The sequence below is a fragment of the Janibacter sp. YB324 genome (assembly GCF_014217915.1).
Taxonomy (GTDB): Bacteria; Actinomycetota; Actinomycetes; order Actinomycetales; family Dermatophilaceae; genus Janibacter; species Janibacter indicus.
Window position 1 is genome coordinate 1409380 of sequence record NZ_CP060120.1, and the last position, 14998, is coordinate 1424377.

10 protein-coding genes and 1 pseudogene are annotated in these 14998 nt (G+C 71.9%); 8 read left to right on the forward strand and 3 right to left on the reverse strand.

Features of this window, described 5'->3' with window-relative positions:
• Nucleotide 1: 1 nt before the first annotated feature.
• From H7A72_RS06790 to H7A72_RS06815, 6 genes are all read left to right on the forward strand, one after another.
• Nucleotides 2–481: an SAV_6107 family HEPN domain-containing protein gene (locus H7A72_RS06790; RefSeq protein ID WP_185222064.1), complete on the forward strand. Its 480-nt coding sequence runs from the start codon at nucleotides 2–4 to the stop codon at nucleotides 479–481.
• Nucleotides 478–4230 carry a DNA polymerase III subunit alpha gene (locus H7A72_RS06795; RefSeq protein ID WP_185222065.1) on the forward strand — a complete coding sequence of 1251 codons (3753 nt, stop codon included), beginning with the start codon at nucleotides 478–480 and terminating at the stop codon, nucleotides 4228–4230. The genes H7A72_RS06790 and H7A72_RS06795 overlap by 4 nt, the downstream gene beginning before the upstream one ends.
• Before the next feature lie 88 nt (nucleotides 4231–4318).
• Nucleotides 4319–4885 (forward strand): GNAT family N-acetyltransferase, encoded by a 567-nt coding sequence (locus tag H7A72_RS06800; RefSeq protein WP_223277817.1) that lies wholly within the window; start codon nucleotides 4319–4321, stop codon nucleotides 4883–4885.
• A 107-nt stretch (nucleotides 4886–4992) separates the two neighbouring features.
• Nucleotides 4993–5772, forward strand: coding sequence for a bifunctional 2-polyprenyl-6-hydroxyphenol methylase/3-demethylubiquinol 3-O-methyltransferase UbiG (locus tag H7A72_RS06805; protein ID WP_185222066.1), 780 nt, complete (start codon nucleotides 4993–4995; stop codon nucleotides 5770–5772).
• 7 nt (nucleotides 5773–5779) lie between these two features.
• A complete protein-coding gene (gene dinB, locus H7A72_RS06810) occupies nucleotides 5780–7033 on the forward strand; it encodes a DNA polymerase IV (RefSeq protein ID WP_185222067.1) in 1254 nt (417 codons plus the stop codon).
• Between the two features lie 96 nt (nucleotides 7034–7129).
• Entirely contained in the window at nucleotides 7130–7576 is a 447-nt protein-coding gene (locus tag H7A72_RS06815) for a DUF3040 domain-containing protein (RefSeq protein WP_185222068.1), read from the forward strand.
• Between the two features lie 33 nt (nucleotides 7577–7609).
• Here the strand turns inward: H7A72_RS06815 and H7A72_RS06820 are convergent, their stop codons facing one another.
• Nucleotides 7610–8125: a DUF456 domain-containing protein gene (locus tag H7A72_RS06820; RefSeq protein ID WP_084450450.1), complete on the reverse strand. Its 516-nt coding sequence runs from the start codon at nucleotides 8123–8125 to the stop codon at nucleotides 7610–7612.
• A gap of 13 nt (nucleotides 8126–8138) precedes the next feature.
• On the reverse strand, nucleotides 8139–8363 hold the full coding sequence (locus H7A72_RS06825; protein WP_223277818.1) for a hypothetical protein: 225 nt from the start codon (nucleotides 8361–8363) through the stop codon (nucleotides 8139–8141).
• A 207-nt stretch (nucleotides 8364–8570) separates the two neighbouring features.
• On the opposite strand from H7A72_RS06825, the gene H7A72_RS06830 reads away from it, so the two are divergent.
• Nucleotides 8571–10706, forward strand: a complete 2136-nt coding sequence (locus H7A72_RS06830) for a type IIA DNA topoisomerase subunit B (RefSeq protein WP_084450448.1) — start codon at nucleotides 8571–8573, stop codon at nucleotides 10704–10706.
• Between the two features lie 140 nt (nucleotides 10707–10846).
• On the forward strand, nucleotides 10847–12289 hold the full coding sequence (locus H7A72_RS06835; RefSeq protein WP_084450447.1) for an APC family permease: 1443 nt from the start codon (nucleotides 10847–10849) through the stop codon (nucleotides 12287–12289).
• A gap of 180 nt (nucleotides 12290–12469) precedes the next feature.
• On the opposite strand, the pseudogene H7A72_RS06840 reads toward H7A72_RS06835, so the two are convergent.
• Nucleotides 12470–14906, reverse strand: a pseudogene (locus tag H7A72_RS06840) (DNA topoisomerase (ATP-hydrolyzing) subunit A).
• Between the last annotated feature and the right edge of the window lie 92 nt (nucleotides 14907–14998).

The following is a 14998-nucleotide window of genomic DNA, read 5'->3' on the forward strand; positions in this document are numbered from 1 at the left end:
GGTGGCCGTCCCCGTCCTGCACCCCGAGCGGCTCGACGCCGCGCTCGACCTGCTCACCGCCGCCGGCGAGAGCCTGTCCGGCGCGCACATGGCTCGCTCGGTCGCCGCCCGCAGCGCCGGCACCCGGGTCGCGGTGCTGCGTGCCGCCGCGGCGGTCCTCACCGTCCGTGACCTGGCCGGCCCGCGGGGTCACGGCCCGGTCGACGTGTGGCGCCTGCTGCCGCGGGTCGCGCCCGAGCTGACCGAGTGGGCGGACTTCTTCGCGACCGTCCTGCCCGAAGGGGGCTCCCTCCCCGGCCACGGGGCGTCCGGGCCGATGTCGGTCCGGGAGGTCGACGACCTGCTCCGCCAGGGGGAGGACTTCGTGCGGATCGTCTCCGGCGTGCTCGGCCTGCCCCCGGTCCGGGTCACCGCCGACCTCGTCGCCATCCCCCCTTCGCGCGACCTCGAGGACATGCGGCGAAGGGGGGAGGCCGGGTGAGCTTCGCCCACCTGCACGTGGCGTCGGGATTCTCCCTTCGGCACGGCACGACGACACCGGAGGACCTCGTGGCCCGGGCCGCGGAGCTCGGGCAGCCGGCGCTCGCCCTCACCGACCGCGACGGGCTCTACGGGGCGGTGCGCTTCGTCCGGGCCGCGACCGCCGCGGGCATCGCCCCGGTGCTCGGGGTCGATCTCGCCGTCGACGGTGGCGGGCGCGCCCCGGACCGGCGGCGGACCCCGGTGCGCGGGGGAGCCGAGGTCGACCCGAGGCACCCGCGCGTCACCGTCCTCGCCCGCGGGGCGGGTGCCGGGGTGCCGCACGGGGTCGGCTGGGCACGGCTGTGCCGGCTCGTCAGCGAGGTGCACCTCACGGGTGAGCGCGGCGAGGCCGTCGCGACCGCGGCGATGCTCGCCCGGCACGCGGCGGCGCCGGGGCCCGACGAGCCGGCCCCGCTGCTGCTCCTGCTCGGCCCGACCTCCGACGTCGGTGCCGCGCTGCTCGCCCGCCGGCCCGACGTCGCCCGTGAGCGGCTGCGGGCCTGGCAGCGGCTGCTGCCGCCGGGGGCCGTGGCCATCGAGGTCGTCGACCACGGCGGCCCGCCGGGCACGGCCGCGTCGACCGGCCACGCCGCCCACCTGCTCGGGCTCGCCGATGCCTGCGACGTGCCGGCCGTGCTCACCGCCGCCGTGCGGCACCTGCACCCGCATGACGCGGCGACCGCCGACGTCCTCGACGCGACCCGCCGCCTCGTCGTCCTCGACACCCGCCACCTCGACCGGGTGACGACCGCCGGGCACCTCGCCGACGACGCGACGATGGCCGCGCGCGCCGAGCGGGTCGCGGCGGTTCTCGGCGGGGGTGCCGGGGGCTTCGCCTGCGCCAGCCCCCGGCAACGGGCCGCGGCGCTGCTCGACGAGACGGCGCGCACGGCGATGGGGTGCGCGCTCGACGACCGCAAGGACCTCGGCATCGGCCGGGTCCACCTGCCCGAGGCGCACGTGCTCGGGCTGCGCCCCGACGAGGACCCGCAGGCGGTGCTCGCGCAGCGCTGCCGGGCGGCGATCGGCGCGCGCTACCCCGACGCGCCGCCGTCGGTGCTGCGGCAGGTCGAGGAGCGGCTGGCCGACGAGCTCGACGTCGTCGAGGCCCTGGGCTACCCGACCTACTTCCTCACCGTCGCCGAGGTCGTCGACATCATCACCGGCGCCGGGGTGCGGGTCGCCGCCCGTGGTTCCGGGGCCGGCAGCCTGGTCAACCACCTGCTCGGCATCAGTGCCATCGACCCGATCCGGCACGACCTGCTCATGGAGCGCTTCTGCTCGCCGCTGCGGGCCGAGCTGCCCGACATCGACATCGACGTCGAGTCGGCCCGCCGCACCGAGATGTACGAGCTGGTCCTGCAGCGCTTCGGCCGCGACCGGGTGACGTGCGTGTCGATGATGGACACCTACAAGGCGCGGCACGCGATCCGCGACGTCGGCGCCGCACTCGGCGTGTCGCCGGCCGAGGTCGACGAGATCGCCAAGGCCTTCCCGCACATCCGGGCCCGCGACGTGCGCTCGGCGATGGCCGAGCTGCCCGAGCTGCGCACCCGCAGCCTCGACGGCGGGCGGCTCACGACGCTCTTCGACCTCGTCGAGCGGCTCGACGGGCTACCGAGACACATTGCTCTGCACCCGTGCGGGGTGGTGCTCTCCGACGGCGGGCTGCTCGACCGCACCCCGGTCGAGTCGAGCTGGCTGGGCTTCCCGATGAGCCAGTTCGACAAGGACGACGTCGAGGCGCTCGGGCTGCTCAAGCTCGACGTCCTCGGCATCCGGATGCAGTCGGCGATGGCGCATGCCGTCGGCGAGGTCGAGCGGGTCACGGGGGAGCGGGTCGACCTCGACGACCGGTCCGACGTGCCGCTCGACGACCCGGCGACGTTCGCGATGATCCGCACGACCCGCACCCTCGGGTGCTTCCAGATCGAGAGCCCGGGGCAGCGCGAGCTCATCGGCAAGCTCGCGCCGACCGTCTTCGACGACCTGATCATCGACATCTCGCTCTTCCGCCCCGGCCCGGTGAAGTCCGACATGATCCGACCCTTCCTCGAGGCCCGGCACGGGTGGAGCCGGCCGCAGTTCCTCCACGACCGGCTCGTGCCCGCGCTCGCCGAGACCGAGGGGGTCGTCGTCTTCCACGAGCAGATGCTGCGGATCATCGCCGAGACGACCGGGGCGACCCTCGCCCAGGCCGACGAGGTGCGGCGCACGATGGGCAGTCCCGACGGGCAGGCACGCATCGAGGCGTGGTGGCGCCCGGCTGCGGCCGCGCGCGGGTACCCGCCGGAGGACGTCGACCGCATCTGGGCGGTGCTCGCGGCCTTCGCGTCCTTCGGCTTCTGCAAGGCGCACGCGGCGGCCTTCGCCATGCCGACCTACCAGTCGGCCTGGCTCAAGGCGCACCACCCGGCGGCCTTCCTCGCCGGCGTGCTCACCCACGACCCGGGCATGTACCCCAAGCGGCTGCTCCTCGAGGAGGCCCGCTCGCTCGGCGTGACGATCCTCGGCGTCGACGTCAACGCGAGCACGGGGGAGTACCGCGTCGAGCGCGCCCCCGTCCCCGGCCCCCGACCGGACGACCCCGACCTGCCCGACGGGTCGACGTGGGCGATCCGGCTCTCGCTGGCCGACGTCAAGGGCATGAGCGAAGGGGAGATCGCCCGCGTCGTCGCCGGGGCCCCCTTCGACTCGCTCACCGACTTCTGGCAGCGGGCCCGGGTGAGCCGGCCGGTCGTCGAGCGGCTCGTCCTCGTCGGGGCCTTCGACTCCGTCCACGGCACCGGCGCCGACCGCGGTGGGCCGGGGCTCGGCCACCGGGGGCGGCTGACCCGACGCGACCTGCTGCTCCACGTCGCCGAGCTCGACCGCTGGTCCCGGGCGGCGACCGGGCGCTCGCGGGGGCGGGGTGCTGGTGGCCGGGGCACCCGGACCCGGGCGGTCGAGGCGCCGGCGTGGGCCGCGGGGCGACCCGGGGAGCAGCAGGTGCGCACGAGCACGACGCCGACCCCGGTCGCGAGCCAGCTGACCCTCGACCTCGGCGACTCCCCGGTGCTCGGCGAGGGCGTCGGCCTGCCCGAGATGAGCGTGCCCGACCAGGTGGGTGCCGAGCTGGAGATCCTCGGGCTTGACGCCTCGCGGCACGTCATGGACTTCTACGCGCCGATGCTCGAGGCGCTCGGGGTGACCCGCAGCGCCGACCTGCTCTCGGTGCGCAGTGGTGCCCAGATCCTCGCCGCGGGGGTCAAGGTCGCGACCCAGACCCCACCGATCCGCTCCGGGCGCCGGGTCGTCTTCCTCACCGTCGACGACGCGACCGGGCCGGTCGACGCGACCTTCTTCGAGGACGTCCAGGGGCCCTACGCGGCGACGATCTTCCACTCCTGGCTGCTCCTCGTGCGCGGCACGATCCGCCGGGCCGGGCCGCGGGGGGTCTCGGTGCTCGCCTCCGGCGCGTGGGAGCTGTCGACGCCGTGGGAGGCCTGGCAGCGCGGCGGCATCACCGCCGTGCACGCCGCGCTCGACGAAGCCGACGACCTCGCCCGAGCCCGCGACGCCGCGCACCAGCAGCCCGAGGGGCACCGGGTGCTCGTCCACGCCTCGGGCTTCCGGCAGTCGCCGTGGGCCGACACCCGTCCCGCCGGCACCGGCGTCGAGCCCCCGCGCAAGCTGTGGCACTCCTCGCCCGGCAGCTCCGGGCACTGAGGGTGCAGACCGGCCGGGTCAGCCCCCTTCGCCCCGATTGAAATACAGATCGCGTGTCGGGACTCGCGATCTGTATTTCAATGACGAGATGACCTCGCTGCCCACCGCCATGACCCGGCTCGTCTGCCCGCCGGTGCTGCTGCGCCCCTTCGAGGACGGCGACGTCGATCTCGTCCGTTCGGTCGCCGACGACCCGCTCATCCCGCTCATCCCGCTCATCACGACAGTCACGACGAGTGGTACGCGAGAGGATGCGCTGGCCTACATCGGCCGGCAGCACGACCGGCTGCCCGAGGGGCAGGGATACTCCTTCGCGATCGCTGATGCCGCCGACGGCCACGCCGTGGGCCAGATCGGGCTGTGGACCCGTGACATCGACGCCGGCCGGACCACGACCGGCTACTGGGTGGCGCCGCCGTTTCGTCGCCGCGGCTATCTCACCGCGGCCCTCGCCGGGCTCACAGAATGGGCCCTGGGTCACGATGAGGTCCACCGAATCGAGCTGCACGTCGAGCCATGGAATGACGGTTCGTGGCGCGCGGCCGCGGCGTGCGGGTACCAACGCGAAGGGGGGCTGCGCTCCTGGCAGTGGATCGGCGACGTGCGCAAGGACCTCGACGTCTGGAGCATCATCCGGTCGTCGCCAGCATCCTGACGTTCGCTCCCTTCGCGCTGCCCACGGGTGGATGTACCCGGGTGAACCCACCCCACCCGGACACATCCACCCGAGGGGTGTCACTCGTCCCCATTAGGGTTGGGGCCATGAGCGACGAGCGAGCATGGCGCCGTGGAGGCAGCGGGGTCGAGGGCAATGTCCGTACGGCAGCCGTGTGGTCCCAGGTCCGTGCCCTGAGCGAGTCGCGCCAGCGTGAGCTCTCGCGGCCCCTGCGCGTCCTCGACCTCGGCGGCGGCACCGGTGGCCTGGCCGTCGCCCTCGCCGAGCAGGGGCACACCGTCACCGTCGTCGACCCGAGCCCCGACGCCCTCGCCTCGCTGAGCCGCCGGGTCGCCGAGTCCGACGCCGCCTCCCGCATCAGCGCCGTCCAGGGCGATGCCGACACCCTCGCCGGCACGGTCGAGCCCGGCAGCATCGACCTGCTGTGCTGCCACGGCACCCTCGAGTACGTCGAGGACCCCACCGCCACGCTGGCCCGCATCGCCGAGGTCCTCGCCCCCGGGGGCCACCTCTCCCTCGTGACCGCCCAGCGCGTCGCCGCCGTCCTCGCGCGGGCCATCGCCGGGCGTTTCGACCAGGCCAAGGAGGCGCTCACGAGCGCCGACGGCCGCTGGGGCGACGACGACCCGATCCCGCGCCGCTTCGACCGCGACGAGCTCGCCGAGATGCTCACCCGCGCCGGCTTCAGCACCCTCGAGGCCCGGGGCGTGCGGCTCTTCAGCGACCTCGTCCCGAGCGCCTTCGTCGACTCCGACGCCGAGCGGGCGGCCCTGCTCGAGCTCGAGGAGATCGCTGCCGCAGACGAGGGCCGCACCGGGCTGTCCGGGCTGGGCGCGGCGGTCCACCTCGTCGCCCGCCGCGATTGAGGCCCCGATGAGCCGGCGTCAGTACCGGCCCCCACCGCGGGTCGGCCACGGCCCCCCGGACGACACCGGGTGCACGATCCTGCACGTCGACATGGACGCCTTCTACGCGTCCGCCTCCCTGATCGCCCACCCCGAGCTCGTCGGCACCCCGGTGATCATCGGTGGGGGCAACCGCGGGGTCGTCCTCTCGGCGACCTACGAGGCGCGCGCCTTCGGGGTCACCTCGGCGATGCCGATGGGCCGCGCCCGAAGGCTGTGCCCGCAGGCGACCGTCCTGCCGCCCGAGCACGAGCTCTACTCGCGCATCTCCTCTGCGGTCATGGCGACCTTCGCCGACATCACCCCCTTCGTCGAGCCGTTGAGCAGCGACGAGGCCTTCCTCGACGTCGCCGGTGCCGTGCGCCTCATGGGCTCACCCGCGACGATCGCCCAGCGCATCCGCGACACCGTCGCCGACGAGCAGGGCATCACCTGCTCGGTGGGTGTCGCGAGCACGAAGTTCGTCGCCAAGCTCGCCTCCGGCCTGGCCAAGCCCGACGGGCTGCTCGTCATCCCGGCCGACGAGGTCGTCACCTTCGTCCAGCAGCTGCCCGTCGGAGCCCTCTGGGGTGTCGGGGACAAGACCGAGGAGGCGCTCTCCCGCCTCGGCCTGCGCACCGTGGCCGACATCGCGCACACCCCGCGACAGACCCTGGTCCGAGCCCTCGGCGAGGCCACCGGCAGCCACCTGCACGACCTCGCCTGGGGCCGCGACCCGCGGTCCGTCGAGCCGGTCCGCCGCGAGCGCTCCATCGGCAACGAACGCACCTTCGACCACGACGTCGACGACCCCGACGTCGTCCACCGCACCCTGCTGGCCCTGAGCGACAAGGTCGCCTCGCGGCTGCGGTCCGCCGATCTCGTCGGACGCACGGTGAGCATCAAGGTGCGCTTCGCCGACTTCACGACGATCTCGCGGTCACGCTCCCTTCGCGATGCCACCGACGTCTCCCGCGACATCGCGGCGCTGGCCCGTGAGCTCTACGACGCCCTCGGCCTGCAGCGCGCCCGCGTCCGTCTGGTCGGGGTGCGCGTCGAGCAGCTCTCCGAGGCCTCGTCGACGCCGGTCCAGGTGGCGCTCGACGAGCCGGAGCACGGGTGGCGCGACGCCGATCGGGCGGTCGACCGGGCGAGCGCCCGCTTCGGTGCGGGCAGTGTCCGCCCGGCGAGCCTGATCTCCGATCGAGGTCGACGGGAGCGCCCACCTACCGCAGGGCGCTGAGGCGACCTATCATGAGGAGACCACGGCGGCGAGCCCGCCGTGTGCACCCCGCGGGCAGAGAGCCCGCCCGACAACAGGCTTGGTCAGGAGGTCACCGTGGCGCTGTCGGAGCGCGAGCGGCAGATGCTCGAGGAGATGGAAGAGGCCATCCGGGCCGAGGACCCTCGCTTCGCCTCGCAGATGAACGGCGTGCGTGGCCCCGGGGGAGACCGCCGCCGCATGGCCCTGGGCATCGTCGGTGCCCTCGCGGGCCTCGGGCTGGTCCTGCTCGGCATCAACACGAGCATCTGGGTCGGCGTCGCCGGCTTCGCCCTCATCGTCGCCTCGGTCGCCCTCGCGCTGACCCCGGGTCGTTCCGGCGACGGGCCGGGTCTGGGGGTCGTCGGTGCCGACGGGTCCGTCCGCAGCGCCCGCACCCCGCGGTCGAAGGGAGCATCCCGCCCGGGCAAGGGGCGCTCGCCCAGGAGCAAGCACCAGGGCAGCTTCATGCAGCGCATGGAGGCGCGCTGGGAGGAGCGGCGCCAGCAGGGTCAGGGCTGGTAGGTCCCGCCGAAGGCCACCTCGAGCAGCGACGGGTCAGTGGACGAGGATCCCGCCGACCCACACGACGGCGATGAGCGCGGCGGCCGACAGCTCGATCCCCATGCTGTGCAGCACCCCGCGCAGGGCCGACTTCGTCGCCTGCCAGGCGCGGTCGAGGTCGCGGAAGCGCACGTACTCCGCCGCGAAGATCCCCACGACGAAGCCGATGGGCAGGCCGATGCCGGGGATGACGAAGAGCCCGATGATCGCGCCGACGACGCCGAGGGCCAGGGTCATGCCGCCGACGCCCTCGCGCTTCATCCGGCGTCCCGGGATGAGGAACTGCAGCAGCAGGGTCACGGCGTAGATCACCGCGACGATGCCGAAGGTCACCCAGGCCGTCGTGCCGCCCGTGAAGCCGGCCCACACGAGGACGGCGGCGACGCAGAGCAGGAGACCCGGCAGGACTGGGATGACGATGCCGAGGACACCGACGACGAAGATGACGATGCCGACCGCCAGGGCGATCGACGTCGGGTCGTGGGTGGCCTCGGCAGCGAGGGTCAGCACGGCGGGAGCCCGCTCAGCGCTCCTCGACCGGGGCCGAGGCGGGGGTGCTCTCGTCGAGCCGGGCGGAGTCGTCGTCGATCTCGGCGAGGTCCTTCAGCGCGGGGATGTGCTCACGCCCGTGGTGGGCGCAGAAGAGCAGCTCGCCCCCGGCGTGGAGCCGAGCGCGCACGTAGGCCTTGGCTCCGCAACGGTCGCAGCGGTCGGCTGCGGTCAGGGGGCTGGCCAGAGTCGCGTTCACGTGGTGCCTCATTTCATGCGTCGTTCCGTGGACGTCCGAGTCAACAGTCAAACACGCCAAAGCCTTCCCGCGCTGCACCCTTTCCGCGTGCCGTGACCGAGCGCACACCGCTGCGGGGACACCGGCGCTGCCTCCCGGGGGTCGTCGGTGGGGCGGTCTACCCTGCGAGGAGCCCACCACCCGACGACGCAAGGACAGGCCCCCTTCGTGCCTCCGGCAGCCACCACCGCGAAGAAGACCGCGAGCAGCAAGTCCGCCCAGGACTACACCGCGCACCACCTGCAGGTGCTCGAGGGCCTCGAGGCCGTGCGCAAGCGGCCCGGCATGTACATCGGGTCCACCGACCAGCGCGGCCTCATGCACTGCATGTGGGAGATCATCGACAACGCCGTCGACGAGGCGCTGGGTGGCCACGGCGACCGGATCGAGATCGTGCTGCACGCCGACGGGTCGGTCGAGGTCCGCGACAACGGCCGCGGCATCCCGGTCGACATCGAGCCGCGCACGGGCCTGACGGGCGTCGAGGTCGTCTACACCAAGCTGCACGCCGGCGGGAAGTTCGGCGGTGGCTCCTACACCGCCTCGGGTGGTCTCCACGGTGTCGGCGCCTCCGTGGTCAACGCCCTCTCCTCGCGCCTGGACGTCGAGGTCGACCGCGGCGGCAAGACCTATGCCATGAGCTTCCGCCGCGGCGAGCCCGGCACCTTCTCCGACAACGCCGGGGCGAAGGGGGCGAAGTCGCCGGACCACGACTTCGTCCCGTACGACAAGGGCAGCGAGCTCGAGGTCGTCGGCAAGGCCAAGCGCGGTGTCACCGGCACCCGGGTGCGCTACTGGGCCGACCCGCAGATCTTCCTCAAGGGTGCGGCGATCGACCGCGAGGCGCTCGCGGCCCGGGCCCGTCAGACCTCCTTCCTCGTGCCCGGCCTGACCCTCGTCGTGCGCGACGAGCGGGGCGACGAGTCGCTCGAGGAGGTCTTCCACCACGACGGCGGCATCAGCGAGTTCGTCGACTTCCTCGCGCCGGACGCGGCGGTGACCGACGTCTGGCGGCTGGAGGGCACCGGCACCTTCACCGAGACGGTGCCGGTCCTCGACGACAAGGGCCACATGACCCCGACGGAGGTCGAGCGCGAGTGCGGTGTCGACATCGCGCTGCGCTGGGGGACCGGTTACGACGCCAAGCTCTCCTCCTTCGTCAACATCATCGCCACGCCCAAGGGCGGCACCCACGTGGCCGGCTTCGAGCAGGCCCTGCTCAAGGTCTTCCGCAAGCAGCTCGAGGTCAACGCCCGCAAGCTCAAGGTCGGCAACGACAAGGTCGACAAGGACGACGTCCTCGCCGGGATGACCGCCGTGGTCACCGTGCGCTTGGCCGAGCCCCAGTTCGAGGGCCAGACCAAGGAGGTGCTCGGCACCAACGCCGTGCGCCAGATCGTCTCCAAGGTCGTCGAGACCGAGCTGACCTCGCAGCTGACGTCGACCAAGCGCGGCGACAAGCAGATGGCGACCCAGCTCCTCGAAAAGGTCGTCGCCGAGATGAAGTCGCGCATCTCCGCGCGGCTGCACAAGGAGACCCAGCGCCGCAAGAACGCGCTGGAGACCTCGTCGTTGCCGCCGAAGCTGCGCGACTGCCGCAGCAGCGACGTCGAGGCCACCGAGCTCTTCATCGTCGAGGGTGACTCGGCCATGGGCACGGCCAAGGAGGCGCGCAACAGCGAGTTCCAGGCGCTGCTGCCCATCCGCGGCAAGATCCTCAACGTGCAAAAGGCCGCGGTCGGCGACATGCTCAAGAACGCCGAGTGCGCCTCGATCATCCAGGTCATCGGTGCTGGGTCCGGGCGCAGCTTCGACCTCGACGCGGCCCGCTACGGCAAGGTCATCATCATGACCGACGCCGACGTCGACGGCGCCCACATCCGCACCCTGCTGCTCACCCTCTTCTTCCGCTACATGCGCCCGCTCGTCGAGGCCGGCAAGGTCTTTGCCGCGGTTCCGCCGCTGCACCGCATCGAGGTGGTCAACCCCGGTTCGAAGAAGAACGAGCTGATCTACACCTACTCCGAGGCCGAGATGCGCAAACGGCTGTCGTCGCTCAACTCCCGGGGCAAGAACATCAAGCAGCCGATCCAGCGCTACAAGGGTCTGGGCGAGATGGACGCCGACCAGCTCGCCGAGACGACGATGGACCCGCGGCACCGCATGCTGCGACGAGTGACGACCGAGGACCTCGAGATCGCCGAGGAGGTCTTCGAGCTGCTCATGGGCAAGGACGTCGACCCGCGGCGCGACTTCATCGTCTCCTCGGCCGATCAGCTCGACCGGGAGCGGATCGACGCCTGAGGCCGGGCGGGCCGGCACGACGGGGCCCGTTTGGACACGATCTCGGCGCGTCGCCGCGTCGGTGGTTGCACGTGGACGTGCTCTGGGTCACGGTTAGGGGATCGGTGCGCCCCCCGCGCACCCCGACCCAGGGAGGACCCATGTCCGACGTCGCCACCTCGGACCACGAAGCCGGTGAGGAGAAGACCGAGCTCAAGAGGGTCATGGGCCCCAAGCTCCTGCTCCTCTTCATCGTGGGAGACATCCTCGGTACGGGTGTCTATGCGCTGACCGGCGACGTCGCCGCGGAGGTCGGCGGTGCCGCGTGGGCTCCCTTCCTCGCGGCCTTCATCGTCGCGACGATGACGGCCTTCTCCTACCTCGAGCTCGTGACGAAGTACCCGAAGGCCGGTGGCGCCGCGACCTTCATCCACAAGGCCTTCGGGATCCACTTCCTGACCTTCATCGTCGCCTTCGCCGTCATGTGCTCCGGCATCACCTCGGCCTCGACCGCCTCCAACGCCTTCGCCGGCTTCCTGCGGGACGGCTTCGGTCAGGACTGGGAAAACGGGTCGACCCCGCTGCTGGTCATCGCCCTGGCTTTCATGACGATCATCGCGCTGATCAACCTGCGTGGCGTGGGGGAGTCGGTCAAGGCCAATGTCGTGCTCACCCTCGTCGAGCTCTCCGGCCTGCTGCTCATCATCTTCATCGGCCTCTACGCCGTGACCCAGGGTCGCGCGGACTTCTCGCGCACCGTGGTCTTCGAGAGCCCGAGTGACAAGAGCGTCTTCATCTCCATCTCCATGGCGACCGCGCTGGCCTTCTTCGCCATGGTGGGCTTCGAGGACTCGGTCAACATGGCCGAGGAGACCCACGAGCCGTCGAAGATCTTCCCCAAGGTCATGCTCACCGGTCTGGGCATCACCGGAGTCATCTACGTCCTCGTCTCGATCACCGCGGTCGCGCTCGTGCCCGTCGGCGAGCTGGTGAGCGGGGAGCAGTCGGCACTGACCCAGGTCGTCGCCGCTGGTGCGCCCGACCTGCCCTTCGACAAGATCTTCCCCTTCATCGGGATGTTCGCCGTCGCCAACTCCGCGCTGATCAACATGCTCATGGCCTCGCGACTCGTCTACGGCATGGCGCGACAAGAGGTGCTGCCCCCCGGTCTGGGCGTCGTCCACAAGACCCGCCAGACGCCGTGGGTGGCCATCCTCTTCACCACGCTCATCGCCTACGGCCTGATCAGCTACGTGGTGCTGCGCAGCGACAGCCCCGTCGTCGCGCTCCTGGGTGGCACGACCTCGCTCCTCCTGCTGGCCGTCTTCACCGTCGTCAACATCGCGGTCCTCGTGCTGCGTCGTGACGACGTCGGTCGCGACCACTTCAAGACCCCGACCTTCCTGCCGATCATCGCCGCGCTCACCTGCGCCTTCCTCGTCGGGCCCTGGGCCCGCAGCGAGGAGCAGCAGCAGCAGTACGAGATCGCCGGCATCCTGCTCGGTCTCGGTATCCTGCTGTGGGTGGTCACGTGGTTCATCAACCGCGCGGTCTACGCCAAGAAGACCTACATGCGCGACCCCGAGCACATCGACCACGACTGAGCTCCACGAGGAGAAGGGGGCGGCACCGGTGATCCGGTGCCGCCCCCTTCGCTCTGCGTGGACGCCGTGACGGTGCATTGCCCTACGGCAATGCAGGGTCGATCCCGCATTGCCGTAGGGCAATGCAGAGTCTTGATGTCGAGAGGTTGCATTGCCGTAGGGCAATGCGGGACAGGGGGCTCAGAGGGAGCCGATGCCACCGATCACGGCGGAGGCGGGGGTGCCGGAGCCGTCGCGGCGGGCGTCGGCGTCGGGCAGGGTGATCGCCACGCCGTTGGGCTGCGCGGCACGGGCGCCGGCGCGGCCCACCCAGGCGGTGATCAGCACGTCCTCGCCCTTGAGGAAGCGGTGCGCGCGGACACCGGCGGTGGCGCGACCCTTGCCGGGGTACTCGTCGAAGGAGGTGACCTTCCACGAGCCGGCGTCGGTGCCCGGCAGCGCGTCGGAGGAACCCGACACCGTGACGACGATGTTGTCGTGGTTGAGGTCGGCCGCACCGAAGAAGACGACGTGGGCGTCGTCGGTGAGCCGGATGCCGGCGACGCCGCCACCGGAGCGGCCCTGCGGGCGGACGTCGGCGGCGGAGAAGTGCAGCAGGCTGGCCTGGCTGGTGACGAAGACGAGCTCCTCCTCACCGGTCTTGAGCTCGACGGCGCCGACGACGCGGTCGCCGTCCTTGAGCGAGATGGCCTCCCAGGCGTGGCCCTTGGGGTAGTCGGTCGTCACCCGCTTGACCACGCCCCGGGCGGTGCCCAGGGCCAGGCCGGGCGAGTCGCTCGACAGGCTCATCAGCGTCAGCGGGGTCTCGTCACCCGGCAGGTCGACGTAGGCCGCGAGCGGCGCGCCGCCGGAGAGGGTGGGGGCGCCGTTGGACGGGGGCAGGGTGGGCAGCTCGAGGGCCCCGAGCCGGACCATCCGCCCGGCCGAGGTGACCACGGCCACCTCGCCACGGGCCGTGGTGCGCACCGCCGCGACGATCGCGTCGTGCTTGGACCGCCCGCCCTCGGTGGACAGGGGCTCGGCGTCGCTGGTGCGGGCGAGCAGACCGGTGCTCGACAGCAGCACCCAGCACGGGTCGTCGGCGACCTCGAGCGGCGTGGAGGCCGCGGCCGGCTGCCCGGCCGACTCGAGCAGGACCGTGCGGCGGGGGTCGCCGTGCTTCTTGGCGACGTCGGCGAGCTCGCCGGAGATCAGCCGGGTCATCACCTTGTCGTCGCCGAGGATCTCCTCGAGCGCGGCGATCTGCTCGAGCAGCTCGCTCTGCTCACGCTCGAGCTCGAGCTTGGAGAACTTCGTCAGGCGGCGCAGCTGCAGGTCGAGGATGAAGGTCGCCTGGACCTCGGAGAGGTCGAAGACCTCCTGCAGGCGGGTGCGCGCGATCGACGCGTCGTCGCTGCTGCGGATGACCTGGATGACCTCGTCGATGTCGAGGATCGCGATGAGCAGGCCCTCGACGAGGTGCAGCCGCTCGCGGCGCTTGGCCAGGCGGTACTCGCTGCGGCGCCGCACGACGTCCCGACGGAAGTCGACGTAGACGGTGAGCAGCTCCTTCAGCCCCATGGTCCGGGGCTGCCCGTCGACGAGCGCGACGTTGTTGATGGAGAAGGAGTCCTCCATCGGGGTCAGCTTGTACAGCTGCTCAAGGACCGCCTCGGGGTTGAAGCCGTTTTTGATCTCGATGACCAGCTGCAGCCCGGACTCGCGGTCGGTGAGGTCCTTGACGTCGGCGATGCCCTGCAGCTTCTTCGCCTGGACGGCGTCCTTGATCTTCTCGATGACCTTTTCGGGGCCGACGAGGTAGGGCAGCTCGGTGACGATGATGCCCTGGCGGCGCGGCGAGACCTTGTCGATGCGCGTCGTCGCGCGGGTACGGAAGCTGCCGCGCCCGGTGAGGTAGGCGTCGCGGATCCCGTCGAGGCCGATGATCCGCCCGCCACCGGGCAGGTCCGGGCCGGGGACGAACTTCATCAGGTCGTCGAGGCTGGCGTCGGGGTGGGTCAGCAGGTGCCGGGCCGCGCCGATGACCTCGACGAGGTTGTGCGGCGGCATGTTGGTCGCCATGCCGACGGCGATGCCGGTGGTGCCGTTGACGAGGAGGTTGGGGTAGGCCGCGGGCAGCACCTCGGGCTGCAGCAGCTGGTCGTCGTAGTTGGGGACGAAGGGGACGGTGTCCTCGTCGAGCCCGGTCACCATGAGCAGCGCCGCGGGGGCCATCCGGGCCTCGGTGTAGCGGCTGGCGGCCGGGCCGTCGTCGAGCGAGCCGAAGTTGCCGTGGCCGTCGACGAGGGGCAGGCGCATGGAGAAGGGCTGGGCCATGCGCACGAGGGCGTCGTAGATCGCCGAGTCGCCGTGCGGGGTGGTACTTGCCCATGACCTCTCCGACGACGCGGGAGGACTTGACGTGACCGCGCTCGGGGCGCAGGCCCATCTCGCTCATCGAGTAGAGGATGCGGCGGTGCACCGGCTTGAGGCCGTCACGGGCGTCGGGCAGGGCGCGCGCGTGGATCACCGAGTAGCTGTACTCGAGGAAGGCATTGCGCATCTCGTCCGCGACGTCGATGTCGACGATCCGCTCCGGGACGTCGGCGGGGGGAGAGGCTGCGGGACGGCGGGCCATGCGGGCGGTGACTCCTCGTGGGCTGGTGCTGATGAGCCCACCCATCTTCCCCCTTCGCCGCTGTCGGGCCGGGACCGACACACGTGACCTGC